Annotated in this window: 23 protein-coding genes and 2 tRNA genes; 15 read left to right on the forward strand and 10 right to left on the reverse strand. The window is 63.8% G+C overall.

Going from position 1 to position 26,777, the window contains the following annotated elements; genetic code table 11:
• Positions 1-9: 9 nt before the first annotated feature.
• The 3 genes from MA07_RS16570 to xylB all read right to left on the reverse strand — a co-directional run bounded on the left by MA07_RS16570 (position 10) and on the right by xylB (position 4,301).
• Positions 10-1,041: a ribose ABC transporter permease gene (locus tag MA07_RS16570; RefSeq protein ID WP_036353243.1), complete on the reverse strand. Its 1,032-nt coding sequence runs from the start codon at positions 1,039-1,041 to the stop codon at positions 10-12.
• A complete protein-coding gene (locus MA07_RS16575; RefSeq protein WP_036353248.1) occupies positions 1,038-2,567 on the reverse strand; it encodes a sugar ABC transporter ATP-binding protein in 1,530 nt (509 codons plus the stop codon). The genes MA07_RS16570 and MA07_RS16575 overlap by 4 nt, the downstream gene beginning before the upstream one ends.
• A gap of 264 nt (positions 2,568-2,831) precedes the next feature.
• Positions 2,832-4,301: a xylulokinase gene (gene xylB / locus MA07_RS16580; protein WP_036353251.1), complete on the reverse strand. Its 1,470-nt coding sequence runs from the start codon at positions 4,299-4,301 to the stop codon at positions 2,832-2,834.
• A 179-nt stretch (positions 4,302-4,480) separates the two neighbouring features.
• Between xylB and MA07_RS16585 the strand changes: the two genes are divergently transcribed.
• Both MA07_RS16585 and MA07_RS16590 read left to right on the forward strand, forming a co-directional pair.
• Positions 4,481-5,197: a sigma-70 family RNA polymerase sigma factor gene (locus MA07_RS16585; RefSeq protein WP_081929008.1), complete on the forward strand. Its 717-nt coding sequence runs from the start codon at positions 4,481-4,483 to the stop codon at positions 5,195-5,197.
• 217 nt (positions 5,198-5,414) lie between these two features.
• Positions 5,415-5,846: a hypothetical protein gene (locus MA07_RS16590; RefSeq protein ID WP_036353255.1), complete on the forward strand. Its 432-nt coding sequence runs from the start codon at positions 5,415-5,417 to the stop codon at positions 5,844-5,846.
• A gap of 157 nt (positions 5,847-6,003) precedes the next feature.
• Here the strand turns inward: MA07_RS16590 and MA07_RS16595 are convergent, their stop codons facing one another.
• Both MA07_RS16595 and MA07_RS16600 read right to left on the reverse strand, forming a co-directional pair.
• Positions 6,004-7,173 (reverse strand): RtcB family protein, encoded by a 1,170-nt coding sequence (locus tag MA07_RS16595; RefSeq protein WP_244445271.1) that lies wholly within the window; start codon positions 7,171-7,173, stop codon positions 6,004-6,006.
• A 16-nt stretch (positions 7,174-7,189) separates the two neighbouring features.
• Positions 7,190-7,483 (reverse strand): hypothetical protein, encoded by a 294-nt coding sequence (locus tag MA07_RS16600; protein ID WP_036353257.1) that lies wholly within the window; start codon positions 7,481-7,483, stop codon positions 7,190-7,192.
• Positions 7,484-7,675: 192 nt separating this feature from the next.
• Between MA07_RS16600 and MA07_RS16605 the strand changes: the two genes are divergently transcribed.
• Genes MA07_RS16605 through MA07_RS16615 form a run of 3 tightly spaced genes read left to right on the forward strand, consistent with a single transcriptional unit; the run spans position 7,676 to position 10,522 of the window.
• Entirely contained in the window at positions 7,676-9,385 is a 1,710-nt protein-coding gene (locus MA07_RS16605) for a glycosyltransferase family 39 protein (RefSeq protein WP_036353260.1), read from the forward strand.
• A gap of 47 nt (positions 9,386-9,432) precedes the next feature.
• Positions 9,433-10,167 (forward strand): glycosyltransferase family 2 protein, encoded by a 735-nt coding sequence (locus tag MA07_RS16610; RefSeq protein WP_036353633.1) that lies wholly within the window; start codon positions 9,433-9,435, stop codon positions 10,165-10,167.
• Between the two features lie 13 nt (positions 10,168-10,180).
• Entirely contained in the window at positions 10,181-10,522 is a 342-nt protein-coding gene (locus MA07_RS16615; protein ID WP_036353263.1) for a lipid-A-disaccharide synthase N-terminal domain-containing protein, read from the forward strand.
• A gap of 44 nt (positions 10,523-10,566) precedes the next feature.
• On the opposite strand, the gene metC is transcribed toward MA07_RS16615, so the two are convergent.
• A complete protein-coding gene (metC, locus tag MA07_RS16620) occupies positions 10,567-11,751 on the reverse strand; it encodes a cystathionine beta-lyase (RefSeq protein ID WP_036353266.1) in 1,185 nt (394 codons plus the stop codon).
• A gap of 228 nt (positions 11,752-11,979) precedes the next feature.
• Here metC and MA07_RS16625 point away from each other — a divergent pair, with 228 nt between their 5' ends.
• The 4 genes from MA07_RS16625 (at position 11,980) to MA07_RS16640 (ending at position 16,461) form a co-directional block, all read left to right on the forward strand.
• The gene (locus MA07_RS16625) at positions 11,980-12,999 is read left to right on the forward strand and encodes an amino acid ABC transporter substrate-binding protein (RefSeq protein ID WP_036353270.1); all 1,020 of its coding nucleotides are present in this window, start codon (positions 11,980-11,982) and stop codon (positions 12,997-12,999) included.
• A 127-nt stretch (positions 13,000-13,126) separates the two neighbouring features.
• Positions 13,127-14,338, forward strand: coding sequence for an amino acid ABC transporter permease (locus tag MA07_RS16630; protein ID WP_036353273.1), 1,212 nt, complete (start codon positions 13,127-13,129; stop codon positions 14,336-14,338).
• Between the two features lie 8 nt (positions 14,339-14,346).
• A complete protein-coding gene (locus MA07_RS16635; RefSeq protein WP_036353277.1) occupies positions 14,347-15,666 on the forward strand; it encodes an amino acid ABC transporter permease in 1,320 nt (439 codons plus the stop codon).
• Between the two features lie 18 nt (positions 15,667-15,684).
• Entirely contained in the window at positions 15,685-16,461 is a 777-nt protein-coding gene (locus MA07_RS16640) for an amino acid ABC transporter ATP-binding protein (protein ID WP_152568895.1), read from the forward strand.
• A gap of 187 nt (positions 16,462-16,648) precedes the next feature.
• Here the strand turns inward: MA07_RS16640 and sseA are convergent, their stop codons facing one another.
• The 4 genes from sseA to MA07_RS16660 form a co-directional block, all read right to left on the reverse strand.
• Positions 16,649-17,506 (reverse strand): 3-mercaptopyruvate sulfurtransferase, encoded by an 858-nt coding sequence (gene sseA / locus MA07_RS16645; RefSeq protein WP_036353282.1) that lies wholly within the window; start codon positions 17,504-17,506, stop codon positions 16,649-16,651.
• Between the two features lie 30 nt (positions 17,507-17,536).
• The gene (locus tag MA07_RS16650) at positions 17,537-18,259 is read right to left on the reverse strand and encodes an alanyl-tRNA editing protein (RefSeq protein ID WP_036353285.1); all 723 of its coding nucleotides are present in this window, start codon (positions 18,257-18,259) and stop codon (positions 17,537-17,539) included.
• A gap of 58 nt (positions 18,260-18,317) precedes the next feature.
• Positions 18,318-19,823, reverse strand: a complete 1,506-nt coding sequence (locus tag MA07_RS16655) for a deoxyribodipyrimidine photo-lyase (RefSeq protein ID WP_052003240.1) — start codon at positions 19,821-19,823, stop codon at positions 18,318-18,320.
• An 81-nt stretch (positions 19,824-19,904) separates the two neighbouring features.
• Positions 19,905-19,979, reverse strand: a tRNA-Asn gene (locus MA07_RS16660).
• A gap of 210 nt (positions 19,980-20,189) precedes the next feature.
• Between MA07_RS16660 and MA07_RS16665 the strand changes: the two genes are divergently transcribed.
• The 6 genes from MA07_RS16665 (at position 20,190) to MA07_RS16690 (ending at position 26,776) form a co-directional block, all read left to right on the forward strand.
• Positions 20,190-20,263: transfer RNA gene (locus MA07_RS16665), tRNA-Cys, on the forward strand.
• Between the two features lie 22 nt (positions 20,264-20,285).
• Positions 20,286-20,948: a protein-L-isoaspartate O-methyltransferase gene (locus MA07_RS16670; RefSeq protein ID WP_036353288.1), complete on the forward strand. Its 663-nt coding sequence runs from the start codon at positions 20,286-20,288 to the stop codon at positions 20,946-20,948.
• A gap of 239 nt (positions 20,949-21,187) precedes the next feature.
• Positions 21,188-22,552: a TolC family outer membrane protein gene (locus tag MA07_RS16675; RefSeq protein WP_052003260.1), complete on the forward strand. Its 1,365-nt coding sequence runs from the start codon at positions 21,188-21,190 to the stop codon at positions 22,550-22,552.
• Between the two features lie 156 nt (positions 22,553-22,708).
• Entirely contained in the window at positions 22,709-23,257 is a 549-nt protein-coding gene (locus MA07_RS16680) for a DUF2497 domain-containing protein (protein ID WP_036353291.1), read from the forward strand.
• Positions 23,258-23,348: 91 nt separating this feature from the next.
• Positions 23,349-26,060 carry a valine--tRNA ligase gene (locus MA07_RS16685; RefSeq protein WP_036353294.1) on the forward strand — a complete coding sequence of 904 codons (2,712 nt, stop codon included), beginning with the start codon at positions 23,349-23,351 and terminating at the stop codon, positions 26,058-26,060.
• Positions 26,057-26,776 carry a DUF2459 domain-containing protein gene (locus MA07_RS16690; protein WP_036353297.1) on the forward strand — a complete coding sequence of 240 codons (720 nt, stop codon included), beginning with the start codon at positions 26,057-26,059 and terminating at the stop codon, positions 26,774-26,776. The genes MA07_RS16685 and MA07_RS16690 overlap by 4 nt, the downstream gene beginning before the upstream one ends.
• Position 26,777: the final 1 nt, after the last annotated feature.

The following is a 26,777-nucleotide window of genomic DNA, read 5'->3' on the forward strand; positions in this document are numbered from 1 at the left end:
TACCTCGCTTCAGGTGCGCGCCGATCCCTTGAGGCGGTAGCGGTCGAGCGCCACTGCCCCGATGATCACGAGCCCCTTGATGATGAACTGCCAGATGTCGGAGACGCCCACGAGGATGAGGCCGTTCGACAGGATGGCGATGATAAGCGCGCCGATCAGCGTGCCCCAGATGGACCCGATTCCGCCAACGAAGCTGGTGCCGCCTAGAATGACGGCCGCAATGGCGTCGAGTTCGTAGGACTGGCCGAGCTGCAGGCCGTTCGCCGCGAACAGGCGAGCCGCCGACATGACGCCGCCGAGGCCGGCGGCGAGGCCGGAGAAGGCATAGACGAAGAGCAGGACCGCCCAGACCTTGATCCCTGTGAGGCGCGCCGCGTCCGGGTTGCCGCCGACCGCATAAATGTGAACGCCCAGGACGGTTCGCCTGAGGATGAACCACGAGACGATCACCACTGCGAAGGCGATCCACACCAGCCACGGCAGACCGAACAGGGTACCGTTGCCGATGAAGGCGAAGGGAAGCTGCGGATTGAACTGCGTTGTATCGCCGCCGAGCAGACGCGCAACGCCGCGCACGGCGGTGAGTGATCCGAGGGTCACGATGAAGGGCGGCAGCTTCGCAAAGGCGATCAGCGCGCCGTTCAGAAGCCCGAAGCCGAGACCCGCCAGCAGAGCTGCCGGAATGCCGAGCATTCCCCATTCAGGAATAAGCGATCCCAGGATGGCCACCATGGCGGCCGCCGCCAGGATCGAGCCAACCGAAAGGTCGATGCCGCCCGTGAGGATGACGAAAGTCATGCCTGCGGCGAGCACCGTGTTGATCGAGGCCTGCTGCATCACGATCGACAGGTTCTGGAAACTCATAAACCGGCCGGACATCAGCTCGAACACGACGCCGAGGATGATGAGCACTGGCAGCATGCCGATGGCCTGCAGGGTCGAGCGCCACGCGAGGCGGCGCTGCTTGCTCTCAGATGTCGCATCGACGCCTGCGGGTCCGGTCGCTTGGATAGATGCGCTGGTGTCATTCGGGGATGTCATTCGGCCGCTTCCCTTACGCCTGTCGCAATGCTGATGATGTTTTCCTGTGTCACCGGTGGGTGGCCTGCACCGCCGACCTCGCCCTCGATTCGGCCTTCGCGCATCACCAGCACGCGGTCGCAGATTCCCACGACCTCCGGCAGCTCGCTGGAGATCACGATGATGCCGACACTCCGCTTCGCCAACTCATCGATGAGGCGATAGATCTCGGATTTCGCCCCGATGTCGACGCCGCGGGTCGGCTCGTCGAGGATCAGGACCTTCGGCTTCGTCTCGAGAAGCCGCGACAGAAGGACCTTTTGCTGGTTACCGCCCGAGAGACTGCCCACAAGCACGCCGTCCCCAGCTACCCGGATCGCGAGTGCCTTGATGGCGGCTGCCGCTCGTTCCTTGGCGGACCTCAGGTTAAGCACGCCTCCCACGCGTGCATCCCGGCCCAGCACGCTCACATTCACGTTCTCGCGCACGGTGAGATCGAGGAAGAGCCCGAGGTGCTTGCGGTCCTCCGTCAGATAGACGACGCCGGAATTGATCGCGTCCTCGGGAGCGTGGATCAAAAGATGCTTTCCCCGAAGAAAGACCTCGCCGCTTGTTCGCGGGTCGGCACCATAAATAAGGCGCGCTAGTTCGGTCCGACCCGCGCCGACAAGGCCTGCGATACCGAGCACCTCTCCCTCGTGCAAATCGAAGGAGCAGTCGTGCACACGAACGCCGTCACCCATGTTTTGGACCGCGAACATGACCTGTCCGCGGCTCTGATGGGCGTCATGTTCCTTCTTATAGAATGATGAGAGATCCCGACCCACCATCATCTGGACGAGACGCTCGGCCGAGATTTCATTGCTCACGAGAGTGCCGACATAGGAGCCGTCGCGGAGCACCGATACCCGATCCGCGAGCTCATAGATCTCGGCCATGCGATGGCTGATATAGATGATGGCGAGACCTTCCGATTTCAGCTGACGCACCAGCGCGAACATCGCCTCTGTTTCACGGGAAGAGAGGGAGGTCGTGGGCTCATCCATGACCAGAATGCGCGAATTCGCAATCAGGGCGCGGGCGATCTCCACGAGTTGCCGCTCGGCCATCGAGAGTTCGCTGACCTTCGTCGTTGCCCTGAAACGCACGCCGAGGCGTTCTAGAACTTCCTGACAAGCCTTCTCCATGGAGCGGCGGTCGACCATCGGGCCGGATTTGTGCTCGCGCCCGAGCAGCATGTTCTCCGCCACCGTCAGGTTAGGGGCGAGCGAAAGCTCCTGGTAGATGATGGAAATACCGTGTTGTCGCGCCGCGAGAGGTCCATCGATGGTGACTTGCTGGCCGTTGATGCGGATCTCTCCACCTGGATCCGCCTGGTAGGCACCGGACAGAATCTTCATCAGTGTGGACTTGCCGGCGCCGTTCTCCCCCATCAGCGCATGAATCTCGCCGGGATAGACGGTGAGCGTGACATTCGTGAGCGCTTTGACCCCAGGAAAGGTCTTGGAGATGTCCTTCATCTCAAGGATCGGGGTGGATCCTGTCATGGGCGCTCCCCTAAAGGTGCTTCATCGAAGCGGCACTGATCTGCTCGCATTCAGCCAATCTGTCATGTTGGTCGAGCGGCCGGATGAGCAGGTGTTATGACTGCCGTAAATGCTTCATGGCAATCGGTTTTCAATCCCTTGCTTTCTCCCTCGGGAAGGAGTCCACAACTTTTCCTGCGCAGTTGATTATCGACGTTCAGGTAGAGTTCTGTCTGAACGAACAGTTGCTCTCATCAATGTCGCAATAATCTTACATGCTTCGTTTCAGGAGCGTGCGAATTCTGGTTTCAGAGCACGATAGAGGCTCCGGAAGGCCTGGATGCGCGGCTGGTAGAGTTCGACAAGGCGTGGGTCCGGACCGATGGTCTCGAGAATGGCTGGTGCGGTGCAAACCTCTTCCGGTGCTTCCCCTGTCACGGCCAAACGCGCCAGGCGCGCTGCGCCGAACGCCGGCCCCTTGTCGCTGCCCTGATAGCGTACGATGGGAATGTTCAGCACGCTGGCGAAGATCTTGGTCCAGAACTGGCTCTTCGAGCCTCCCCCGATGATGCCGGCCTGTGTCAGGGGCGTGCCGGCCTGCTCGAGTGCCTGCTTCGCATCGGCGAAACTGTAGGCGACACCTTCGAGGACGGCCTGCGCCACGTCCGTCTGTTGCGTGTCGGGAGAAAGGCCGAAGAACACGCCGCGCGCATGAGGATCGTTGTGCGGCGTCCGCTCGCCGGCGAGATAGGGCAGGAAGAGAACGCCGGACGGCCTGCGATAGGCGGCTTCCGTTTCGCGCAACAGGTCGCCGATATCCCGCTTGAGAAGAGTGGCCGCCCAGGCAAGGCAGCTTGCGCCGTTCAGCATGGCGGCCATCTGGAACCAGCGGCCGGGCAGCGCATGGCAGAAGGAATGCACCAGGGCCTCGGGGGCCGGGCTGTAGTTCTCCGTGGTGACGAGAAGCTGGCCTGAGGTCCCCAGGGAGATAAAGGCCGCTCCATCCCGGATCGCGCCCAAGCCGACGGCTCCGGCGGCCGCATCGCCCGCGCCGCCGGCCACCACGACATCGCTCCGCATATTCCATTGCCGAGCAATCGTAGGGCGGACGGTACCGGAGGCCTGCGAGCCCTCCACGAGACCTGCCATGTGATCGCGGGTCAGGCCCGTGGCCGCAAGCGCCTCGTTGGACCAATCCCGCTTGGCCTCATCCAGCCACCAGGTGCCTGCCGCGTCCGACATTTCCGTGACGATGGCGCCGGTCAGTTTCAACCGGATGTAGTCCTTCGGCAGGATCACCTTGCGGACAGTACGGAATGTCTCAGGCTCGTGCCTTGCAAGCCAGACGAGCTTCGGCGCCGTAAACCCAGGCATTGGAAGGACGCCCATGTCACGTGCGAGATTCGGATGCTCGGTCGCAAGCTCCTGCGCTTCCTTGAACGAGCGCCCGTCGTTCCAGAGGATGGCCGGGCGCAACGGCCGGTTGGCCGCATCGAGCAGCACCGCCCCGTGCATCTGCCCCGACAGGCCGACGGCGCGCACGTCCGCAAGAGCCGCTGCATCCTTTGCATGAAGTTGATCGAGGCTCGCCTGCACGGCCTGCCACCAGGCTTCCGGGTCCTGTTCCGACCAGAGGTTTTGCGGACGGGAGACCTGCAGGGACGCATCAGCCTCTGCAATCGTCGTCTGCCGCTCATCGACGAGAATCGCCTTCACTGCCGATGTGCCGACATCGATCCCAAGATAGTGAGGCATGCCGCGTTCTCCCTTATGGCTGCCGGATTATGGCTTGGCCGTCATGCCCTGCCTATAGCTCAGTCGCCTCCATTGGGCGCGAGCGCGGCGAAATCCAGAGGCTCGGCCATGAAAAAATCTCATGGTCGAATTGTCGCCAGGATATTTAAATGCCTGAGGCATGCCCCAAATATTGTCGCATGCCCGAGAAATCGAACAATCAGTCTCACCCGATCCATTCTGATGCGCCGTCCCCGGCGGCTGCGCTGAGCGCAAACGTCCGGCTGCATCTCGGAAAGCAATTGCGGGCGCTGTATGGCGACCCCGCTGAAGACAAGCTGCCGCGCGACCTCGCGCGGCTCGTTGACCGCGTCGCCCAGGTCATCCGTGCGCACACGGAGCCTGTCGATCAGGATTTCGTCAACGGCGTGATGGACGCGCTGCCGAACCTGCGCGCCTTCGCCCTGTCATTGACCGGAAAGGTCGATCAGGCGGAGGATCTGGTGCAGGACACGGTGCTCAAGGCGCTGACCAAGCAGGATACCTTCGAGACCGGCACCAACCTTCAGGCTTGGCTCTTCACGATCCTGCGCAACGGCTTCTACTCGACCCATCGCAAGACCAGCCGTGAGGTCGAGGACGGAGACGGGACCCATGCCGCAAGCATGATCGCGATCCCCGATCAGGAGGACAAGCTCGCCCTCCAGGATCTCTCGTCAGCGCTCGAGAAGCTGCCGCAGGAGCAGCGGGAGGCTATCATCCTCATCGGCGCCGAAGGCATGTCCTACGAAGATGCCGCAGAGGCGCTGGGCGTGAAGGTCGGCACCATCAAGAGCCGCGTGAACCGCGCCCGCAATCGCCTTGCGGAACTGATGGGCACCCCCAGGGCCGATCACGACCACTCGGCAACGGCCTGACGAACATATGCCCGATGCCTCCCAGGCATCGGGTATTTCTATGCTCCCGCCATCCTGCCCCTGATCGGCCTGCGACCTCGGGAGGCCATAGCGGACGCTGCCATTCCCCGAAATATCAGCCGCGATCCACGGCCTGTTCCTCGAACTTTTCCATGTGCTCCAAGGTTGAGCTTGTAGCTGGGTGGCTCGAAACCGCTCTTCCGCCAAGGAGGGGAGCATGGAACACAGGCCTCTGTCCGAACTCAGTAGCGTCGCCGACCTGAAGATCCCTGAAACCGTCAAGGTTCCTGTTCTGTCGAAACGGGAACGTCTGGATCGCTGGATCGAGCTCTTGGAGCGGGAGCCGGACCTGGAGCTCAAAACCCTCGACGAGATCGAGTGGAAGCCTAAGGCCCAGCGCCTCGCCATGCGGGCCGACGGGTCCGCCCTCGCCGTGGCCTATTCGGATCCAGTTCTCCGGCAGGCCGGACTGCGCAGCGACACCTTCGGGGATGCGGTCGATTTCTTCCAGATCTCCGAGCACGACGCCCATATCGTCCTGTGCTCATGCCACGGCGGTGAATCGATGCATGCCGATGAGGCGGCTCGCCGGGTGCGCGGGATCCGGTCGCCGAGCCTCTGGGCGCTCTATTTCGGCTGGTTCCGATAAGGCTGCGGCCCTGGCTAAAGCATCGTGCGGACCCAGCGGGCCGCGCTAGCGAAAAGTGGACCCGGTTTTCCGGTCCACACGATGCGCCAGCATAAAACTTAAGCATCGGAATTGACCCCAAAAGTGCAAATCCACTTTTGGGTCCGATGCTTTAGGATCAATCCTTATAGGGATCGAGCTCGCCGGGGCCTGCCATGGCGACGGCAAACGGCCGGAGGGTGTGCTCGATCTCGATCGTGCCCTCGTGGAAAGCCAGCACCTCCTCGAGGCGCCGGTAGACCATGGGGCTCTCGTCCACGTCCCCGCCGCGCAGCAGAATGCCTTTCTCCCGCAGCCACGCATCCATCTCGTCGCGGGTGAAGCGCGGAGGGCGCGTCCATTGGCCTGCCTTATTCTTCTTGCCCTTGGCCTCCATACGGCCGAAGAGGCGGCCGGCGCCATGGACGGTCGAGTAGAGGCTGTCGGCGCTCTCCGGGCTGTCGACCCCGTGCAGGATCACGGCGTTGTCCCCCATGGAGCCGCCGACGAAGCCGCGCTGGCCCGGAAAGGCCGGTGTCGCGCCCTTGCGGACCACCCAGTAATCCTTGCCGTCATGGCTCTCGCGCCAGACGAAGTTGTGGTGGTTGTGGACGGAATCGGTGATCCGTCCGCCGATGATCTGACGCACACGCTCCACCACCCACTCGCGGCCGGCATAGGCGTAGAGGCCGCCGAGCTTCACCCCGGCGAGATAGCTTTGCCCGACCTCGCTGTCCTGATGGACGAGAGCCGGCTCGACCTCCATGCCGTCCTTGGCACCCACGAGAGCCAGATGCTTGGTGGTGATCCTGTGGCCGAGGCCGCGGGAGCCGAAATGCACCCCGATCCAGACGAAGCCCTCCTCGTCCTCGAACAGGTCCACGTAGTGGTTCCCCGAGCCGACCGTGCCCAGCTGCTGCCGGGCCATGGTCTTGAGGTCCCGGGCTCCAGCCTCCTCCCATAAGGTTGAGTCGAACAACTCATGGTCGACCTTCACGGCGTTCTTCTGTCCGATCCCGAAGCTGATGGAGCGCACGATATCCGAGAGGATCCGGCCGGCTTGAGCCGCGATGTCCTCGTAGCGGGTATCCAGCCGGACCGCCATGTTGCCGCAGGCGATGTCGAAGCCGACGCCGCTGATGGAGATATGCTCCTCATAGGCCACCACCCCGCCGATGGGATGGGCATAGCCGAGATGCCCATCGGCGCAGAGCACGCCCTTGAAGGCGCTCCCGGCCTCCATGCAGCGGTCGAGCTGCCTGATCGTCTTCTCGTCGTGCTCGCCATAGATGCGGGTATTCGCCGGCACACTGATCTCCTCAAGCTCAAGGGCGGTTGTTGTAGAGCTCGCGCAGGCGCTCGACCTCACGTTGCAGGGCATCCAGGCCGCGCGCGATGTCCCGGCCCATGTTCTCGACCACCCCCGTCCCGGCAGCCACGTCCGGGCAATCGAGGGTCCCGTCCCGGCGGTGCCGGGGCGTGATGCCGCCCTGGGGCGTGAGCAGGTAAGCGCAGCCGGTATCCTCGTCCCGCCAGACGACGGGCCGGTCGAGTGCCATGGCAGGATAGGCCAACAGCACCAGAAGGGCAGCGGTGCACCAGGGGGCGGACCTGTTCATGGCGGGACCTCCAGGGTTCAACCTGACCTGTCAGGCAATGCCTGCCCGAGCGCGCGTGTTCCTTGAGCGGCAAGCCGCTGCCTTCCGTCGATTTGACTTCCCGGCGGGTTTGGAGGACATCACGCGGTTTGATGGCTCGTGCCCATGGGAATCCCTACCGGCACGACGGCTTTCCCGCCTCCGGAGTGATTGATGGACGGTTCTGTCCCCCAGCAGCGGATGTCCTTGCGCCACGTCTCCGTGGCCCAAGTAACGAGCATCGTCGAGCGGAGCCATGCGCGTCTCTGCGCCGTGCTCGTGCTGCTCTCGCTCGTCTGCTTCCTGCCGGGCTTCACCACGCTCCAGCCCATGGATCGGGACGAGCCGCGCTATGCCCAGGCCTCCAAGCAGATGCTGGAGACCGGCGACTTCGTCGATATCCGCTTCCAGGACGAGGCCCGGCACAAGAAACCTGTGGGTATCTATTGGCTGCAGAGCGCCAGCGTCGCCCTGGGCGAGGCTCTGGGGGTGCCGGAGGCACACACCACCATCGCGCTCTACCGGATCCCGTCCCTGTTCGGGGCCATCGCCACGATCCTGCTGACCTATTGGGCGGCCCTGGCTTTCTTCGGCAGGCGAGGGGCCTTTCTGACGGCCGCTCTGATGGCGACTTGCGTCATCCTCATGGTCGAGGCGCGGCTTGCTAAGACTGATGCCATGCTCACCGCTTGCTCGGTGGCCGTGATGGGAGGCCTCGCCCGCGCCTATTTGAGCCGCGGCGCCGGCGTCCTGCCCCGGCGGTCGCTGCTGATCTTCTGGACCGGCTTTGCCTTGGGGATTCTGATCAAGGGTCCTCTCGTCCTCATGTTCGCAGGCCTCGCGGCGGCGGTTCTCTCTTATAAGGAGCGCTCCGCCCGCTGGTTGCTGACATTGAGGCCGGGGCTCGGCCTTCTCTTCACCCTTGCGATCGTTCTGCCGTGGTTCGTGGCCATCGCCATCAAGAGCGGCGGTGAGTTCTTCGCGGCCTCTGTGGGTAAGGACATGCTCGGCAAGGTCGGCACCGCGCAGAAATACCACTGGGCGCCGCCCGGCTTCTATCTGCTGTCCTTCTTCGCAACCTTCTGGCCCGGCGCCATCCTGGCCGCCATTGCGGTGCCCTTCGCCTGGATCCACCGCCAGGAGGAACCGGTCGCCTTCGCGCTCGCCTGGATCGTCCCGTCCTGGATCGTCTTCGAGGCGGTTCCGACGAAGCTGCCGCATTATACGATGCCGCTGTTTCCGGCAGTGGCGATCATCACCGTGATGGCAATTGCCAGGCACTTCGTGGGCCCGCATCGGCCGGCCGCAAAGCCCGCAGCTTTGCTGATCCCGTTCATCCCGGTCGGCCTTGCCATCGGGCTGTCGGCAGTTGCCTGGTCCTTCGACGGCCTGCCGCCCTTCCGGGCGCTGCCGGCGCTCGTCATCTCGTCGCTCCTGGCCCTTTGGGCCTGGTGGCTGTTCGTAAAGAACCGGATGGTGCCGACCCTCTGGGCCGGCTTCCTGTCCTCGGCTTTCCTCGCCGTCGGCGTGTTCGGCTTCGCCCAGCTCGACCTGCGGTCCCTCAAGATTTCGGATCGTCTCGCCGAGGTGGCCCGCAACGTACCCTGCGAGAACCCGCTGGTGGCGACGTTGGGCTATCGCGAGCCCAGCCTCGTCTTCCTGACGGGCACGAATCTCGACATGCTGGATAGTGGGGCCGAGGCCTCCCGGTTCCTGCGCCAGGGCGGCTGTCGCGTCGTCTTCGTGGACAAGCGCTTCGAGGGCGAGTTCCGGGCCGAGAACGAGCGGTCGCAGCAGAAGCCGGTGCTCTCGGCCCGGGTTCAGGGATTCAACATCAACAGCGGGCGGCAGGTCGATATCGCGGCCTACGGCACAGGTTTCTAGAGCCTGACATGCCCTTCGAAGAGGTGGCCGAAGATGGCCCTGGACGGATGACAGACCTTTCCACAAGCCCGCGCATCAGCGTCGTGGTGCCCGTCAAGAACGAGGCGCTCAACATCCTCCCGCTGGTGGAGGAGATCGAGCAGGCCTGCGCCGCGCTTGCAGCCTTCGAGGTGATCTATGTGGATGACGGCTCGACCGACGAGACGGGGCAGCAGGTCCTGAGCGCCCGCGCGACGCGACCGTGGCTGCGCCTCATGCGCCACGCGGCGAGTTGCGGCCAGAGCGCGGCCGTCCGGACCGGGGTTCAGGCGGCCCGCGCGCCTGTCGTCGTCACCCTGGACGGGGATGGGCAGAACGATCCCGCCTTCATCCCTCAACTCGTGGCCGCCCTCGACGATCCGGCCGTTGCCCTTGCGGCCGGGCAGAGGGTCGGGCGCAAGGACGGCGCATACAAGAAGTGGCAGTCCCGCATCGCCAATGGCGTCCGGGGCCGCATTCTGAAGGACGGTACCCGGGATACGGGCTGCGGGCTCAAGGCCTTCCGACGTGACGTCTATCTGCGCCTGCCGTACTTCGACGCCCTGCACCGTTTCATGCCGGCTCTCATCAAACGCGAAGGGTATCAGATCGCCCATGTGGACGTGGTCGACCGGCCCCGCCATGCGGGGCACTCGAATTACGGGATGTTCGACCGGCTGTGGGTGGGCATCCTTGACTTGGCCGGGGTCTGGTGGTTGATCCGCCGCCGCCGCCGCGTTCCCGCTGCCCAAGAAATCGTCTGATGGAAATCGTCTGATGCTGATGCGCCTGTCCCACGACCTGGGGCTCTACTTCTACGACGTCCTCGTCGCCCGTTTCGATCTCTGGGCCGCGTTCGGGGTTCTGGCCCAGCTCGTCTTCGGCGCACGTTTCATCGTCCAGTGGATCGCGAGCGAAAAGGCGGAAAAGAGCGTGATCCCGATGGGATTCTGGTTCCTGTCCATCGCCGGCGGGCTGATGACGATGGTCTATGGCTTTGCCCGGCGCGACATCGTCATCATCCTGCCCCAGATGCTGTCGATCTTCATCTACATTCGAAATCTGATGCTCATCGCCAAGGACAAGCGGCGGAAGGCCGAGGCCGACTTGCCGACGTGAGAGGCTTCACGTCGCCGGCACCGGCAATCCTCGATCTTAGACCATCAGTCCGCCTCGCGGAGACGGGTGAAGCCCGCATCGAGATCACGCTTCAGGTCGTCCAGGTCTTCGAACCCGATATGGAAGCGAAGTGAGTGCCCGCCGGGTTCCCAGCGGGTCGCGGTGCGGTAGCTGGCGCAATTGAACGGAATTACGAGGCTCTCGAACCCGCCCCAGGAATAGCCCATGCCGAAGAGGGCAAGGCCGTCGAGCATGGCGGCGAGCGCCCGGTCCGAGCAGGGCTTGAGGACGATCGAGAACAGGCCCGAAGAGCCCTTGAAGTCCCGTTTCCAGATCTCGTGGCCGGGATAGCTCTCGATCGCCGGATGGAGCACCCGTGCCACCTCCGGCCGGGCCTCGAACCAGCGGGCCATCTCCAGGGCCTGCTTCTCGTGCTCGCGCAGACGCAGCGCCATGGTGCGCAGGCCCCTCAACCCCAGGAATACGTCCTCAGGCCCCGGGCACATGGCGAAGGCATCGTAGGTGTCGCGAAGGGCCTTGAAGCAGCGCTCGTTGGCCGAGACCATGCCGAGCAGAAGGTCCGAACCGCCGCTGAGATACTTGGTGCCGGCCTCGATGGCGATGTCGACCCCGCGCTCATGTGGCGGGAAGAGCAGGGGGGTCGCCCAAGTGTTGTCCATGAGGACCACGGCCCCATGCCGGTGCGCCACCTCGGCAATAGTCGGGATGTCCTGCATCTCGAAGGACTGCGATCCCGGAGCCTCCGTGAACACGGCCGTAGTGTTTGGACGGAGCAGGGCCTCGATCCCGGCGCCGATCTGCGGATCGTAATAGGTGGTTTCCACACCAAATTTCTTGAGCATCCCGTTGCAGAAGTGCCGGGTCGGCAGATAGACCGAATCCGTCATCAGCAGATGGTCGCCGGCCTTGAGGCACGACATGAGGGCGACGGTGACCGCCGCGAGGCCCGACGGCGCGAGCACCGTACCCGCGGCACCGGCCAGTTCGGTCCAGGCGATTTCGAGGGAATTTGTGGTCGGAGTCCCCTTAGTCCCATAGGAATAGCGCCCGCGCCGGTGCAGCAGGTCGTCGGTCGTGGGGTAGAGGACCGTGGAGCCGCGATAGATCGGCGTGTTCACGAATCCGTGCTGCTCGAAGGGCTCCCGTCCGGCATGGACGAGGCGGGTGCGTTCCGAGACGTTTTCAGGCTTAGGGGGGAGTTTTGACATCGGCTCAAGGGCTTGCTGAGGAGGCCTCGATCTGAAACCGCGCGGCCTTTGACGTCAAGTCAGCCACGAATTGCCTCCCATCAAGACTTGACCAGTGATCAATCATTGAATTTGATGGATTTCGATGCCGTCTCGACCGAGGCGGCGCGGAACGGACTAACCGAGGCTCGGCTGGGGGGTATCCAGGATCCGTCGAGTCATGTGGAACTATTGGGAGAACATACCAACATGAAAAAGGCTCTCGTAACGATTGCCTTCGGTCTGACGGCCAGCCTGTTCGCCACGGCCGCTTCGGCCCAGGCTACGCTCAACAGCGTGAAGCAGAAGGGCTTTCTGACCTGCGGCTCGAACACGGGTCTCGCCGGCTTCGGCCAGCCTGACGCCCAGGGCAACTGGACCGGCCTCGACGTGGACCTCTGCCGCGCCATCGCAGCCGCGATCTTCGACGATCCGACCAAGGTTCGCTATATCCCGCTCGCCGCCAAGGACCGCTTCACGGCGCTCCAGTCGGGCGAGGTGGACGTGCTGTCCCGCAACTCGACCGCGACCATGTCGCGCGACACGCAGCTCGGCCTCGACTTCCCGGCCATCAACTACTTCGACGGCCAGGGCTTCATGGTCCGCAAGAAGCTCGGCGTCTCCTCCGCCAAAGAGCTGAACGGCGCCTCGATCTGCACCCAGCAGGGCACCACGACCGAGCTGAACCTCGCCGACTACTTCCGTGCCAACAACATGAAGTACGAAGTGGTGGCGTTCGCGACCTCCGACGAAACCTTCAAGGCCTATGACGCCGGCCGCTGCGACGCCTTCACCACGGACGCCTCCGGCCTCTATGCCGAGCGTCTGCGCGCCTCGGCTCCGGACGATCATATCGTCCTGCCCGAGATCATCTCGAAGGAGCCGCTTGGCCCGGCAGTCCGCCACGGCGACAACCAGTGGGGCGACATCGTCCGCTGGACCCACATGGCCATGCTGAACGCTGAAGAGCTCGGCGTCACCAAGGCCAATGTCGACCAGATGAAGACCTCCGACAACCCGGAGATCAAGCGTCTGCTCGGCACGGAAGGCAAGTTCGGCGAGACCGTCGGCCTGACCAACGACTGGGCCGTGCGCGTCATCAAGCACGTGGGCAACTACGGCGAGTCGTTCGAGAAGAACGTCGGCGAAGGCTCGCGCCTGAAGATCAAGCGCGGCCAGAACGCGCTCTGGACCAAGGGCGGCCTGCAATACGGCATCCCGGTTCGCTAAGCGATCCGAAAACAGGGCGCCCGGGTCTCCCGGGCGCCCTTCAAGAATACACCTCGACAATAACAAAAAGCCGCTTGACCCGGGCACGAACAGGGGATGACGGCCGGGTATCGAGAGCCGCCAGAGGATGAACTCAGTGCAGACCGCTGTCAGTCAGACATCGCCCCCCAAGAAATCGTTTCTCTACGATCCGAAGGTTCGTGGAATTTTTTATCAGGTCGTCCTCGTCGCCGCGGTCATCTTCCTGTTCTATGTGGCCGCAACGAACGCCATCGAGAACCTGCAGCGCGCCAGGATTGCCTCAGGCTTCGGCTTCCTCAACAACACGGCCGGCTTCGACATCAGCCAGACCCTGATCCAGTTCAGCGCGGCAGGCAGCACCTATGGCGATGCCTTCATCGTCGGCCTCCTGAACACGCTGATCGTCTCGGCCATCGGCATCTTTTTCACGACCTTCCTGGGCTTCCTGGTTGGCATCGCGCGCCTGTCCAAGAACTGGATGGTGGCGAAGGTCGCCATGGTCTACGTGGAGGTTCTGCGCAACGTCCCGCTGCTGGTCCAGCTGCTGTTCTGGTACATCGCGGTGCTCGGCGCTCTGCCGCAGCCGCGCAACTCCCTCGAGATGGGCGCTGGATTCTACCTGAATTCCCGCGGCCTGTTCATGGCCAAGCCCCTCTGGGCGCCCAACATTGGGGTGCTCGTCACCGTTCTCGTTCTCGGCTTGGTCGGCAGCTTCTTCTATCGCCGCTGGGCGAGGATTCAGCAGGAGCAGACCGGCCGGCAATCCCCTGTCATCAAGGTGACGCTCACCCTGGTCTTCGTCCTGCCGATCCTGACCTGGATCGTGCTGGCGCTGTTCGGTGCCAATCCCATCAGCTTCGAGATGCCGCGCAAGGGCACGTTCAACCTCACCGGCGGCATGCAGATCCTGCCGGAATTCGTGGCGCTGCTTCTCGGCCTCGTCACCTATACGGCGGCCTTCATCGCCGAAGTCGTCCGCGCCGGTATCCTCGCAGTCTCGAAAGGACAGACGGAAGCCGCGGGATCCCTTGGTCTTCCGCCGGGCAAGATCCTTCGCCTGGTGGTGATCCCCCAGGCCATGCGCGTCATCATCCCGCCGCTGACGAGCCAGTACCTGAACCTGACGAAGAACTCGTCGCTGGCTGTCGCCATCGGGTATCCGGATCTCGTGCAGGTCTTCATGGGAACCGTGCTCAACCAGACAGGCCAGGCCATCGAGGTGGTGGTGATCACCATGGGCGTGTACCTGACCATCAGCCTGCTGACCTCGGCCTTCATGAACGTCTACAACCGCCGTGTGGCGATCGTCGAACGGTAGGAGATCCCATGAGCACCGCCGTCGACATGCCCAATTTCGTCCGCGCCAGGGAGGTGGAGGCTCTGCCCCCGCCCAATCTGGCCCGAGGACCCATCGCCTGGATCCGGGAGAATCTCTTTTCCGGCCCCTTCAACACGATCCTGACCCTGGTGGTGTTCTACCTCCTGTATGTCAGCGTTCCGCCGCTCATGAAGTTCCTTATCATTGATGCGGTCTGGACCGGCACCGACCGGGCCGCCTGCCGCGCCGACACGGGCGGCAGCGAGAGCGGCGCCTGCTGGGCCTTCATCTGGGACAAGCTCAACTACTTCATCTACGGCTCCTACACGATATCGGAGCGCTGGCGGGTGAACATCTTCTTCGCCCTCCTGGCCATCGGCGTCGTGTGGCTCCTGTGGCTGAAGGCGCCGCGGCGGGACCTGGGAGCGGTCTATTTCTTCTGGGTGTTCCCGGTCGTCTCCTACATCCTACTGACGGGCGGCAACGAGAGCTTCAGCGGCCGCTTCTGGATCGGGTTCGCCATCTTCGGCGCATTGGTGATCGCCCTCTTCGCCTTCGTGGCCGCGTTGCTCAAGGCCTCCCTGCGCCCAGCCTTCATCCTGGGTGGCGGCATCGTGGGCGTGATCGGCGTGACCCTCGCTCTGGTCGATCTCGATTTCGGCCTCGCCCATGTGCCCACGTCCCTGTGGGGCGGCGTTCTCGTCACCCTGCTGGTGGCGACGGTCGGCATCGTGGTGTCGCTGCCGTTCGGCATCGTGCTGGCCCTCGGGCGGCGCTCGAAGCTGCCGATCGTCAGGATGGCCTCGGTGATCTTCATCGAGTTCGTGCGCGGCGTGCCGCTGATCACGGTCCTGATCATGGCCAACACCATGCTGCCGCTCTTCCTGCCGGGCGACATGACGGTGGATCGCCTGCTGCGGCCGCTCATCGGCACGGCGCTCTTCGCCTCCGCCTATATGGCCGAGGTGGTGCGCGGCGGCCTTCAGGCCATGCCGAAGGGGCAGTATGAGGGTGCGATGTCGCTCGGCCTCAACTACCCGCAGATGATGTCCCTCATCATCCTGCCGCAGGCCCTGCGCATCGTGATCCCCGGCATCGTGAACACCTTCATCGGCCTGTTCAAGGATACCTCCCTGGTGGCCATCGTGGGCATCTTCGATCTGGTCAAAACCATCGAGGCGTCGCGCATCGATCCCGCCTGGGCGGCGCCCACCATCGGCATCACGGGCTATGCCTTTGCAGCCCTGTTCTACTTCGTCTTCTGCTTTGGCATGTCGCGATACTCCCTCGGGGTCGAGCGGCGCCTTGCGGCTGGTCAGAAACGGTAAACAATCATGGCAACGACAATGTCTGCTCAGCATATTCCTTCCGCCACGATCGACCCGAACGCCCAGCCGGCGATCGAGATGATCGATGTCCATAAGTGGTTCGGCGAGTTCCACGTTCTGCGGGACATCAACCTGAACGTGAAGCGCGGCGAGCGCATCGTGATCTGCGGCCCCTCGGGCTCCGGCAAGTCCACGATGATCCGCTGCATCAACCGCCTTGAGGAGCACCAGAAGGGCCGCATCATCGTCGACGGCGTCGAGCTGCTGGACGACCTCAAGCGCATCGACGAGGTGCGCCGCGATGTCGGCATGGTGTTCCAGCACTTCAACCTCTTCCCGCACCTGACGATCCTCGAGAACTGCACGCTCGCGCCGATCTGGGTGAAGAAGATGCCCCGCAAGGAGGCCGAGGAGGTCGCCATGCACTACCTGACCCGGGTCAAGATCCCGGAGCAGGCCAACAAGTACCCGGGCCAGCTCTCCGGCGGCCAGCAGCAGCGCGTGGCGATCGCCCGCTCCCTGTGCATGAGCCCCAAGATCATGCTGTTCGACGAGCCGACCTCGGCGCTGGATCCCGAGATGGTGAAGGAAGTGCTCGACACCATGGTGGGCTTGGCCGACGAGGGCATGACCATGCTGTGCGTGACCCACGAGATGGGCTTCGCCCGCCAGGTGGCCGACCGGGTGATCTTCATGGATTACGGGCAGATCGTGGAGATGAACACGCCGGACGAGTTCTTCCGCAACCCGCAGCACGAGCGCACCCGGCTCTTTCTGTCCCAGATCCTGCACTGAGGCGGATCCCGCGAGACGCAAAAGGCCCCGAGATCGCTCGGGGCCTTTTTTCTTTTGCCTGATTGTCCATTCCCGCGTCATGGCCGGGCCTGTCCCGGCCATCCCGATCTCGAAAGGCGCTGTGCTTCACCGATCGGGATCACCGGCACAAGGACGGTGACGACCTCGGGCGAATGGTCAGTGAGGGTTACGAACTCTTCTTCGCCGGCCCTGTGGCTACCGGCAGATCCTCCCGCGCGCCCCATTCGGCCCAGGCGCCGTCATAGATCGCCTTGATCGGGCGGCCGGCAACCTCGAATGCAACGCCGAGAATGGCCGCCGAGACCCCGGAGCCGCAGCTGGTGATCACGGGCTGGCCAGGATCGACGCCGGCCTCGGCGATGGCCTTCTCGAGACCCTCTTTGTCCTTCAGGCGGCCGTTCTCAATGATCCGGTCGAAGGGCAGATTGAGGCTGCCCGGGATGTGACCCATGCGAAGGCCGGGCCGTGGTTCGGGGGCTTCGCCCTGGAAGCGGTCGGCCGGTCGGGCATCGACCACCTGGGCGGCATTCGATTGCAGGGATTGCTGCACGGCCGTGGCATCCGCCACGACGGAGGGGTTGAAACTGGGGGTGAAGGTGCGGGACGCGCGGGGCTTTTCCGGACCGGTCTCGACCGGCCGTCCTTCGGCCTTCCAGGCGGGAAAGCCGCCGTCGAGGATCGAGACATTGCGCGCACCGAAGGCCTGGAAGGTCCAGCGGACCCGTGGGGCCGAGAACAGGCCGGCGCCATCGTAGACGACGATGGTCATGCTCTCGCTGATCCCCATCGCGCCGGCGGCCTTCGCGAACTCCTCGGGCGAGGGCAGCATGTGGGGCAGGGACGACGAGGTGTCCTTCACGGTGTCGATGTCGAAGCGCACCGCGCCGGGAATGTGACCCGCGAGATACTCGGCCTGCGAATCGCGGTTCTGCGTGGGCAGATACCAGGAACCGTCCACGACCACGAGGTTCGGGTCGTTCAGGTGTTCCTGCAGCCAAACGGTCGACACGAACGGTTGGGACATGGGCCACTCCTTTCGGATGGGAGATAGGGTTCAGTCGGCAAGGGACAGGCGAACGCGCCGGTTCTGCTTGCCCTTCTTCTCGATGTCGGTGATCACGACCGTGCCAATCTCAGCCGTGCGCCGCACATGGGTGCCGCCGCAGGGCTGAAGATCGATTCCCTCGATCTCCACAAGACGCACTCGTCCTGACCCACGCGGGGGCTTCACCGACATGGTTTTGACGAGGCCGGGATTGGCATCGAGTTCCTCATCGGTGATCCAGCGCTCCGTGACGGGAGCGTCACGGGCCACCAGCGCGTTCAGTTGGTCCGTGATCGCTGCCTTGTCGAGGCCCGCATCCTGGATGTCGAAATCGAGCCTCCCGTCGCCATCGCCGATGGAACCGCCGGTAACCGGGTAGGGCAGCACCACGCTGAGCAGATGAAGCGCCGTGTGGACGCGCATGCGCTTGAGGCGCCGCGGCCAGTCGAGCTGCAGGGTCACGGTGTCGCCTTCCGCCAGCCGGGAGGCTGCTTCCGTCCCGACCAGATGCGCCACCTGCGAGCGGTCAGCGGCGTAGACGGTGTTGGTGATCTCGATCCTGTCGCCATCGGCCTTCACGAGCGCGCCCACGTCGCCCGGCTGCCCGCCGCCCTGGGCGTAGAACACCGTGCGGTCGAGAATGACGCCGCCCTCCGGCGTGATCCCGAGAACCCGCGCGTCGCAGGAGGTGGCATAGGCATCGTCGCGGAAAAGCAGTGTCGTGGCGGTCATGAGCGTCTCAACATATGGAAAGGCGAGGGGCGATGCTGACGGCAACGGGCGCGGCGGGTCAAGCCATTCCCGCCGTCGGATGGCAGGGAGCGGGTTCGGATGCCAAGTCCCGCAGGCTGCGAAAGGCCTCAAGGGCGCGCTCGCGGGCCGGGCCGTGAGGGACGATGGGTTCCGGATAGGTGTCGCCCAAAACGACACCCGCTTCACGAAGCACGCCGGGCGTAGCTTCCCACGGCTTGTGGATGAAGGCCGATGGGAGCCGCGCGAGTTCGGGAACATAGGCTCGAATGTAGTCCCCGTCCGGATCGAACTTCTCGCCCTGGGTCACCGGGTTGAAAATCCGGTGGAAGGGAGCCGAGTCGGGGCCGGAGCCTGCGATCCATTGCCAGCTGAAGGCGTTGTTGGCCGGGTCCGCATCGACGAGAGTGTCCCAGAACCAGGCCTCGCCCCGGCGCCAGTCGGTCAGCAGGTGCTTCACCAGGAAGGAGGCGGTGATCATGCGCACCCGGTTATGCATCCAGCCTGTCCGCCAGAGCTGGCGCATGCCGGCATCGACGATAGGGTAGCCGGTGAGGCCTCTCTGCCAGGCCCGCAATGCCTGGCGATCTTCGCTCCAGGGGAAGTTCTCAAACCGGCTGCTGTGTGGCCTGTCCGGCAGATGCGGGTAGAAATGAAGCAGCTGGTGGGTGAAGTCGCGCCAGGCGATCTCGCTCAGGAACTTCTCCGCATCCCGCTCCAGTCCGGGCTCGGCCTCGACCGCATTCCTAACCGAATGCCAAATCTGCCGCGGGCTGATCTCCCCGAAGCGCAGGTGCGGCGACAGGCGCGAGGTGCCCGCCTGCGAAGGCCGATCCCGCCCCTGGGCGTAGCCCTTCAGGCCTGTTTCGACGAACCGGGAGAGCTTGGCTTGAGCGACGTGCTCGCCCCGCTGCCATTCCTGCCTCATTCCGGCCGCCCAGTCCGGGGATGAGGGTTCGAGGCCGAGATCCGCCAGCGAGACGGCCTGATCGAGAATCGATGGCGCCCAGACGCCGCCGCTTAGCCCTCGAGGAGCTGATATTGGAGGTTTGATCGACCGGGCGTTCACGGCCCGAAGGTAGGGGGTGAAGACCTGGAATGGCTTGCCGGCCTGGTTCGTGATCTCCCAGGGCTCGTGCAGGAGACGACCGTTGAAGCTGTGAGCCCTGATGCCGCGATCAGCCAACCGCGCCTTGATGGCGCTGTCGATGGCAATTTCGGCCGCGTCATAGCGGCGGTTCCAGTAGATGGCCGCAGCGCCGCTTTCCCGCACCACATTTTCGACGACGGACAGAGGGGAGCCTCTCAGGAGGAGTAGGCTGGAGCCGGCGCGCTCCAAGGCGTCGCCGAGCGCCTTCAGCGATCCATGCAGCCACCAGCGGGCTGCGCCTCCAAGCCGACGGATGCCCTCGGACCCGTCGTCGAGCACGTAGAAGCATAGAACCTGCGATCCGGTTACCGCCGCTGCGGACAGGGCAGGGTTGTCGCTCAGGCGATGATCGTCGCGAAACCAGACGAGGACGGGGGCAGGTGAATCGCTGTTCATGCCGACACCATACAGCCACGCTTACCGTGCGCGACACCGCAGATGGCGAAGATCGACAGCTTGTGATGGAGAGGTGAAGGTTGGCTCCGGCGGTAGGATTCGAACCTACGACCAACGGATTAACAGTCCGCTGCGCTACCGCTGCGCCACGCCGGAATAAGCCTAACCTCCAAAGAAGCCGATATATGAGCTTCTCGAGCGCCGCGGTGTCTTCAAAGACCGTTCCCCGGCGAGGTGGGAGGCATATAGCACGGGTTTTGAGCGTTGCAACCCCCTTGTTGGCGCGCGAGAGTTCAAAAGGGGCTGTTGCTCTTTGGGGGGACGCTTGCTATGGAGCAGCCGTCGCGTTCGCGGCACGCCCCGGATGGCCTCGTGGCGGAGTGGTTACGCAGAGGACTGCAAATCCTTGCACCCCGGTTCGATTCCGGGCGAGGCCTCCAACAATTTCTAAAGGCACTGTCGATGGTCGATTTCGCTCAAGCGCGCCGTATCATGGTTGATGGCCAGCTGCGCACTTTCGATGTGAACGACATTCCCCTTCTCGACGCCATCGACAGCGTGCCGCGCGAGCTTTTCGTGCTGCCGGGCCGTGAAGAGCTTGCCTATATCGACCAAGACGTTCTCGTCAGCGACGGCCCCGAACGGCGCTACATGCTCTCGCCGATGATCCTGGGGCGCCTGGTTCAGGCTCTCGGGATCGATGCAGGCGACCGCGTGCTCGACGTGGCCTGCGGCCGTGGCTACGCCTCGGCGGTGTTCAGCGAGCTCGGGGCTCAGGTCACGGCGCTCGAAGCCGACGATACTCTTGCCGGCGCGGCGCGGCAAAGCCTGAGCGCAGCCGGCGCAGGAAACGTCACAGTCGTGACGGGACCTCTGGAGCAAGGCCACGCGGGCAATGCTCCCTACGATGCCATTCTCATCAACGGTGCCGTCGAGGTTCGCCCGGAAGCGCTGCTCCAGCAGCTTGCCGAAGGCGGGCGACTGGCCTGTGTGAAGGGCCGCGGGCGCGCAGCCCGGGCGACCCTTTATGTGCGCACCGGCGATGCTGTCGGCGAGCGCGCCCTGTTCGAGGCGGCCGCTCCCCTGCTGGCTCCGTTTGTTCAGGTCCCTGGCTTCACGTTCTAATCCTTTCCAAATCCTTTATTTCTCGGTTTGGCGGTGTCGCTTTTTTGCGCCACCCGGGCGCAAAAATGGAATTGAGTGCAGCGCGTTGTTGCCGACTCGGTTCCCTTGGGTATTGTTGCGCTTTGAGTCGGAACGATTTCTAAAATGGCGTCGATGGCGGTCGATGGCCTTGAATCGCTAGGCAGGTGCGCGTGTACGAGAAGAATTCCAAGAAGACGTATCGCTTGCTCTTTGGGGCCATGACCTCGGTGCTCGTTCTGATGAGCGCCAGCGGGGTGTCAGCGGAGACCTTGGAGAGCGCCTTGGCGCGCGCCTATGGCAACAATCCCGAGTTGAATGCCCAGCGGGCCGGCGTCCGCGTTCGCGACGAGGACGTCGCGCAGGCGAAATCGGGCTATCGCCCCCGGATCAATGCAACGGCTGACATCGGCCGAACCTTTGTGGAAGCCGACACCGGCAGGCCGAGAACGCCTTTCGGCGGCGGAAGCAGCATCAGCCGCTCGACGCCCCGCGGATTCGGCGTCGAGATCAACCAGCCCATCTTCGACGGGTTTCAGACCAGCAACCGCGTTCGCGCGGCGGAGTCCGGCGTGCTCGGTTCTCGGGAACAGCTCAATACGAGCGAGCAGAGCGTGCTGCTCGATGCCGCGACCGCCTATATGGATGTCCTGCGGGATACGGCCATCCTCGACCTGCAGCGCAATAACGTCGAGGTGATCGACGAGCAGCTGCGGCAGACGAGAGACCGCTTCAATGTCGGCGAGGTGACCCGGACCGACGTTGCTCAAGCGGAGGCCCGTCTGGCTGCGTCCCGGTCCGAGGCGAGCTTGGCCGAGGCCAACCTGCGCAACAGCATCGCCACTTATCGCCAAGTTGTCGGCGTCGAACCTCAGCAGCTTGCGCCGGGGCGTCCCCTGGACGCCCTGACGCCGCGCTCGGTCGATGCGGCCGTGAAGATCGCCCTGAACGAGCATCCGGCGATCAAGGCGCGTCAGCACGCGGTGGATGTGGCCGAGCTGCAGGTGAAGGTTGCCCAGGGCGCGCTTGCGCCGCAACTGGGTGTGGCTGGATCGGTCGACCAGCGCTATGACCGCCAGGCGGTGGGAGACAGCGCCCTGTCCGCTTCCGTGGTCGCGCGTCTGACGGTCCCGATCTACGAGGGCGGTCAGGTTTACGCCGCCACCCGCCAGGCTAAGGAAGAGGCAGGACAACGTCGTCTTGAGGCCGACTCGGTCCGCGACCAGGTCCGCGCCGCCGTGCAGTCGTCCTGGGGACGCCTGGAGGCGGCCCGCGCGCAGATCCAGGCCGCGCAGGCGCAGATCGATGCCGCTGAAACCGCGCTGAGCGGCGTGCGCGAGGAGGCCCGCGTCGGCCAGCGCACGACCCTCGACGTGCTGAACGCCCAGCAGGAACTCCTCACCGCGCGTGTGAACCTCATCCAGGCCCAGCGCGACCGGGTGGTTGCCTCCTACAGCCTCGTCAATGCCATGGGGCGGCTCAACTCCCGCGCCCTCGCTCTGAAGGTGAATCACTACAGCCCGAAGATTCACTACGATCAGGTCAAGGATCTTTGGATCGGCACGTCGACGCCGGACGGTCGTTGATAAGTTTCGGGGCCAGAACTTTTTAGTTCTGGCCCTGCTTGTTTTCTAAAAGCTTGCGTAAAATACTTAACGAACATTCATGAGAATGTGATTCTTGAAGTTTTTGATTTGGATGCGGCTATGGGTTCATCGAGCCTGAAAGTTAACGAGCCATCGATGGAAGATATTTTGGCTTCCATCCGGCGGATCATCTCCGACGATCAGGAGGTGTCACCGCCCTCCGAACACCAAGAGCCGAGTTCCTCACCCCTGAAGAACGTGCTGGACATTGCGGAGCTTCATGTGTCGCCCCTCATCGGCACGAGTCCCAATGAGCCGCTTCTGGGCCCCTGGAGCCGAGGGGATGCTGCCTTCGTCGATCATCGGTCGGATGTGGAAACGAGTTCCGACTGGAAAGCCTTTGACGCATCGGAGGAGCCGGCGCCCGCGCCCATCATCGTGCCTGAGCCTATCCTCAAGGCCGCGGCCAAGCCTACCCCAACTGCCGCTGATAGTCTCCTCTCCAGCGAGACCAGCGCCTCGGTGTCCGGCGCCTTCAACCGCCTGAGCGAGACAGTCAAGCCCGCTCAGCCGCAGACCGTGGAGGACCTGATGAAGGAGATGCTGCGGCCGATGCTCAAGGCATGGCTCGACGACAATCTTCCTTCCCTGGTGGAGCGCCTCGTCCGGGCCGAAATCGAGCGGGTGACCCGCAGCCGGGGCTGAGATTGCCTCGCGTCTGTTGACTTCGGCCGGTCGGTCCGGTTTGTAGCCGTCTTGCTTGCGCGTTATTCGCGCCAACGGGCCGGTATCTATCATGATGGACAAGACGTTCGATCCTTCCTCTGTCGAAGCACGCATTTCCACCCGCTGGGAGGAGGCCGAGGCCTTCAAGGCCGGGCGCGAGGATCGCAAGAACGCTGTACCCTACACGATCGTCATTCCGCCGCCGAACGTGACCGGCTCGCTCCATATGGGGCATGCCCTCAACAACACGATCCAGGATATTCTCTGCCGCTTCGAGCGGATGCGCGGCAAGGACGTGCTCTGGCAGCCGGGGATGGACCATGCCGGCATCGCCACCCAGATGGTCGTGGAGCGCAAGCTCGCCGAGCGCCAGATCCAGCGCCGTGACCTGGGCCGTGAGGAGTTCGTCAAGCGCGTCTGGGAGTGGAAGGAAGAGTCCGGCGGCACCATCGTGCGCCAGCTCAAGCGCCTCGGCGCCTCCTGCGACTGGTCGCGCGAGCGCTTTACCATGGACGAGGGCCTGTCCCAGGCCGTGCTGAAGGTCTTCGTCGACCTCTACAAGCAGGGCCTGATCTACAAGGACAAGCGCCTCGTGAACTGGGACCCCAAGTTCCAGACGGCAATCTCCGACCTGGAGGTCATGCAGGTCGAGGTGAAGGGCAACCTCTGGCACATCCGCTACGCCATCGATGGTCAGCCGGATCGCTCGATCACAGTCGCCACCACCCGTCCCGAGACCATGCTGGGCGACGTGGCCGTGGCGGTTCATCCCGAGGACGAGCGCTACAAGGACCTGATCGGCCAATTTGCGATCCTGCCGCTGGTCGGCCGCCGCATTCCCATCGTGGCCGATGAATACTCCGACCCGGAGAAGGGCACCGGCGCGGTGAAGATCACTCCCGCTCACGATTTCAACGATTTCGAAGTCGGAAAGCGCCACAAGCTGCCGCTCATCAACATCTTCGGCACCGAGGCGCAGCTGGTGCTTTCCGGCAATGAAGACTTCCTCGATGGGCTCGCGCAGACCGACGATCTCAAGGCCGTTCTCGCCCTCGATGGCCTGGATCGCTTCGAGGCGCGCAAGCGCATCATCGCGATGCTCGAAGAGCGCGAGATCCTCGTGCAGATCGAGCCGAACACCCATGTGGTCCCGCACGGTGATCGCTCGAACGTGGTGATCGAGCCTTACCTGACGGATCAGTGGTACGTGAACGTCAAGCCGCTCGCCGACCGCGCCCTCGACGTGGTGCGCAAGGGCCAGACCAAGTTCGTGCCTGAGAACTGGGAGAAGACTTATTTCCAGTGGCTGGAGAACATCGAGCCCTGGTGCGTCTCACGCCAGCTCTGGTGGGGCCACCAGATCCCGGCCTGGTACGATGATCAGGGCAACGCCTATGTGGCTATGAGCGAGGATGAGGCTCTGGCCGAGGCGCGCGCGAAGCACGGAAAAGACGTGGTGCTCAAACGCGACGAGGACGTCCTCGACACATGGTTCTCCTCGGCGCTCTGGCCGTTCTCGACCCTCGGCTGGCCAGACGATGCGCCGGAGCTGAAGCGCTACTACCCCACCAACACCCTGGTTACGGGCTTCGACATCATCTTCTTCTGGGTCGCCCGCATGATGATGATGGGCCTGCATTTCATGGACGAAGTACCCTTCGACACCGTCTACATCCACGCCCTCGTCCGCGACGAGAAGGGCGCCAAGATGTCGAAGTCCAAGGGCAACGTCATCGATCCGCTCGACGTGGTGGAGCAGTACGGCGCCGATGCCCTGCGCATGACGCTGGCGTCGATGGCCGCTCAGGGGCGCGACATCAAGCTCTCCGTTCAGCGCGTGGAGAACTACCGCAACTTCGCCACCAAGATCTGGAATGCGGCGCGCTTCGCCGAGATGAACGAGTGCCGACGCGTCGAGGGCTTCGATCCAAAGGCCGTGACGGAGACGCTCAACAAGTGGGCGCTCAGCGAGTGTGCCAAGGCGATCAACGAGGTGTCCGCTGGCATCCAGGCCTACAAGTTCAACGAGGCGGCGCTCTCAGCCTATCGCTTCGTCTGGAACGTGTTCTGCGACTGGACACTTGAACTGTCCAAGCCTGTGCTGCAGGGCGCCGATTCCGCGGCGAAGACCGAGACCCGCGCGACGATCGCGTTCATCTTCGACGAGATCTGCAAGCTCCTGCACCCGTTCATGCCCTTCCTCACGGAAGAGCTCTGGGCGATCAAGGGCGAGGATGGTCCGCGCCGTGAGGCGATCCTGGCGCTGAGCGCCTGGTCGAATCTCGACCACCTCATCGACCAGCAGGCCGAGGCCGAGATCGGCTGGGTGGTGGACCTCGTCAACGAGATCCGCTCCGCCCGCTCGGAAACGAACGTGCCGGCGGGCGCTCAGATCCCGCTCGTGCTCGTGGCGTCCTCCGCCGACGTGCAGGCCCGAGCCGGACGCTGGGGCGATATCGTGAAGCGCCTGGCGCGCATCTCCGACATCTCCTTCGCGGAGGCCGCTCCGAAGAGCTCGATCCAGCTCCTCATCCGCGGCGAGGCGGCAGCCCTGCCGCTGGAGGGCGTGATCGACCTCGACGCCGAGCGCGCTCGCCTCGCCAAGGAGATCCAGAAGCTCGATGTGGAGGTCGGCAAGATCGACGCCAAGCTCGGGAACGCGGACTTCATCAAGCGCGCGCCGGAAGAGGTCGTCGAGGAGCAGCGCGAGCGTCGCGAGGAGTCTCTGACCCGCAAGGCGAAGATGGAAGAGGCGCTGGGCCGCCTCAAGGATGCCGGTTGAGGTTTGCATGGAGAACAGGACTGAAGGGCGTCATCGCCCTTCTTTTCGTTTTGGTCGGCTTCATCGTCCTGACTGCCCGGCATGGTGATCCCAAGCTGTTTCCTGCCGGACGAGATGGTCTTGAGGTGGTGTTCGTCAGCAACGGCTATCACTCTGGATTGGCGCTTCCCCGCAGACAGGTAGCCAATCTGGGAAGTGCCAAGGGGCTGCCGGCTCTGATTTCAATTGCCTCACGTTTCCAGCATTACGATTGGGTCGAGTTCGGGTGGGGCGATGCCGAATTCTATCGGGCCACACCCACGCCCCATGACTTCAATTGGCGTCTCGCTTGGCTCGCCCTCACGGGGCAGGGCCAAGGAAGCGTTCTGCATGTTGTCGGCTTGGACGAAGAACCGGAACGGATTTTTGCCGCAGCCGATGTCGTAAGAATCAGGCTCTCCCCGGAGGGTTTCTCTCGTCTCGCGCAGAAGATCGAAGAGTCCTTCGCGACGGACGGTGATCGGCGGCCTCAGGAACTGGGTCCCGGTCTCTATGGACCAAGCCTGTTCTACAAAGCGTCAGGTCATTTCAACCTGTTTCATGTGTGCAACCATTGGGTCGCCGACCTGTTGGATGCTGCCGGTGTTCCGACAACGCCTGCGCTCTCGATTCTTCCCGCAGGACTGCTTGCGGATCTGACATGGCGCTCTGGTCTGAAACTGGCACGGACGCAATAGG

The sequence above is a fragment of the Microvirga sp. BSC39 genome (assembly GCF_000739015.1).
GTDB lineage: Bacteria > Pseudomonadota > Alphaproteobacteria > Rhizobiales > Beijerinckiaceae > Microvirga.

Coding starts and splice junctions, on each gene's coding strand:
- MA07_RS16570 (WP_036353243.1), bottom strand. CDS start 1,041: ATGACATCCCCGAATGACACCAGCGCATCTATCCAAGCGACCGGACCC.
- MA07_RS16575 (WP_036353248.1), bottom strand. CDS start 2,567: ATGACAGGATCCACCCCGATCCTTGAGATGAAGGACATCTCCAAGACC.
- xylB (WP_036353251.1), bottom strand. CDS start 4,301: ATGCCTCACTATCTTGGGATCGATGTCGGCACATCGGCAGTGAAGGCG.
- MA07_RS16585 (WP_081929008.1), top strand. CDS start 4,481: ATGCCCGAGAAATCGAACAATCAGTCTCACCCGATCCATTCTGATGCG.
- MA07_RS16590 (WP_036353255.1), top strand. CDS start 5,415: ATGGAACACAGGCCTCTGTCCGAACTCAGTAGCGTCGCCGACCTGAAG.
- MA07_RS16600 (WP_036353257.1), bottom strand. CDS start 7,483: ATGAACAGGTCCGCCCCCTGGTGCACCGCTGCCCTTCTGGTGCTGTTG.
- MA07_RS16605 (WP_036353260.1), top strand. CDS start 7,676: ATGGACGGTTCTGTCCCCCAGCAGCGGATGTCCTTGCGCCACGTCTCC.
- MA07_RS16610 (WP_036353633.1), top strand. CDS start 9,433: ATGACAGACCTTTCCACAAGCCCGCGCATCAGCGTCGTGGTGCCCGTC.
- MA07_RS16615 (WP_036353263.1), top strand. CDS start 10,181: ATGCTGATGCGCCTGTCCCACGACCTGGGGCTCTACTTCTACGACGTC.
- metC (WP_036353266.1), bottom strand. CDS start 11,751: ATGTCAAAACTCCCCCCTAAGCCTGAAAACGTCTCGGAACGCACCCGC.
- MA07_RS16625 (WP_036353270.1), top strand. CDS start 11,980: ATGAAAAAGGCTCTCGTAACGATTGCCTTCGGTCTGACGGCCAGCCTG.
- MA07_RS16630 (WP_036353273.1), top strand. CDS start 13,127: ATGAACTCAGTGCAGACCGCTGTCAGTCAGACATCGCCCCCCAAGAAA.
- MA07_RS16635 (WP_036353277.1), top strand. CDS start 14,347: ATGAGCACCGCCGTCGACATGCCCAATTTCGTCCGCGCCAGGGAGGTG.
- MA07_RS16640 (WP_152568895.1), top strand. CDS start 15,685: ATGTCTGCTCAGCATATTCCTTCCGCCACGATCGACCCGAACGCCCAG.
- sseA (WP_036353282.1), bottom strand. CDS start 17,506: ATGTCCCAACCGTTCGTGTCGACCGTTTGGCTGCAGGAACACCTGAAC.
- MA07_RS16650 (WP_036353285.1), bottom strand. CDS start 18,259: ATGACCGCCACGACACTGCTTTTCCGCGACGATGCCTATGCCACCTCC.
- MA07_RS16655 (WP_052003240.1), bottom strand. CDS start 19,823: ATGAACAGCGATTCACCTGCCCCCGTCCTCGTCTGGTTTCGCGACGAT.
- MA07_RS16670 (WP_036353288.1), top strand. CDS start 20,286: ATGGTCGATTTCGCTCAAGCGCGCCGTATCATGGTTGATGGCCAGCTG.
- MA07_RS16675 (WP_052003260.1), top strand. CDS start 21,188: ATGACCTCGGTGCTCGTTCTGATGAGCGCCAGCGGGGTGTCAGCGGAG.
- MA07_RS16680 (WP_036353291.1), top strand. CDS start 22,709: ATGGAAGATATTTTGGCTTCCATCCGGCGGATCATCTCCGACGATCAG.
- MA07_RS16685 (WP_036353294.1), top strand. CDS start 23,349: ATGATGGACAAGACGTTCGATCCTTCCTCTGTCGAAGCACGCATTTCC.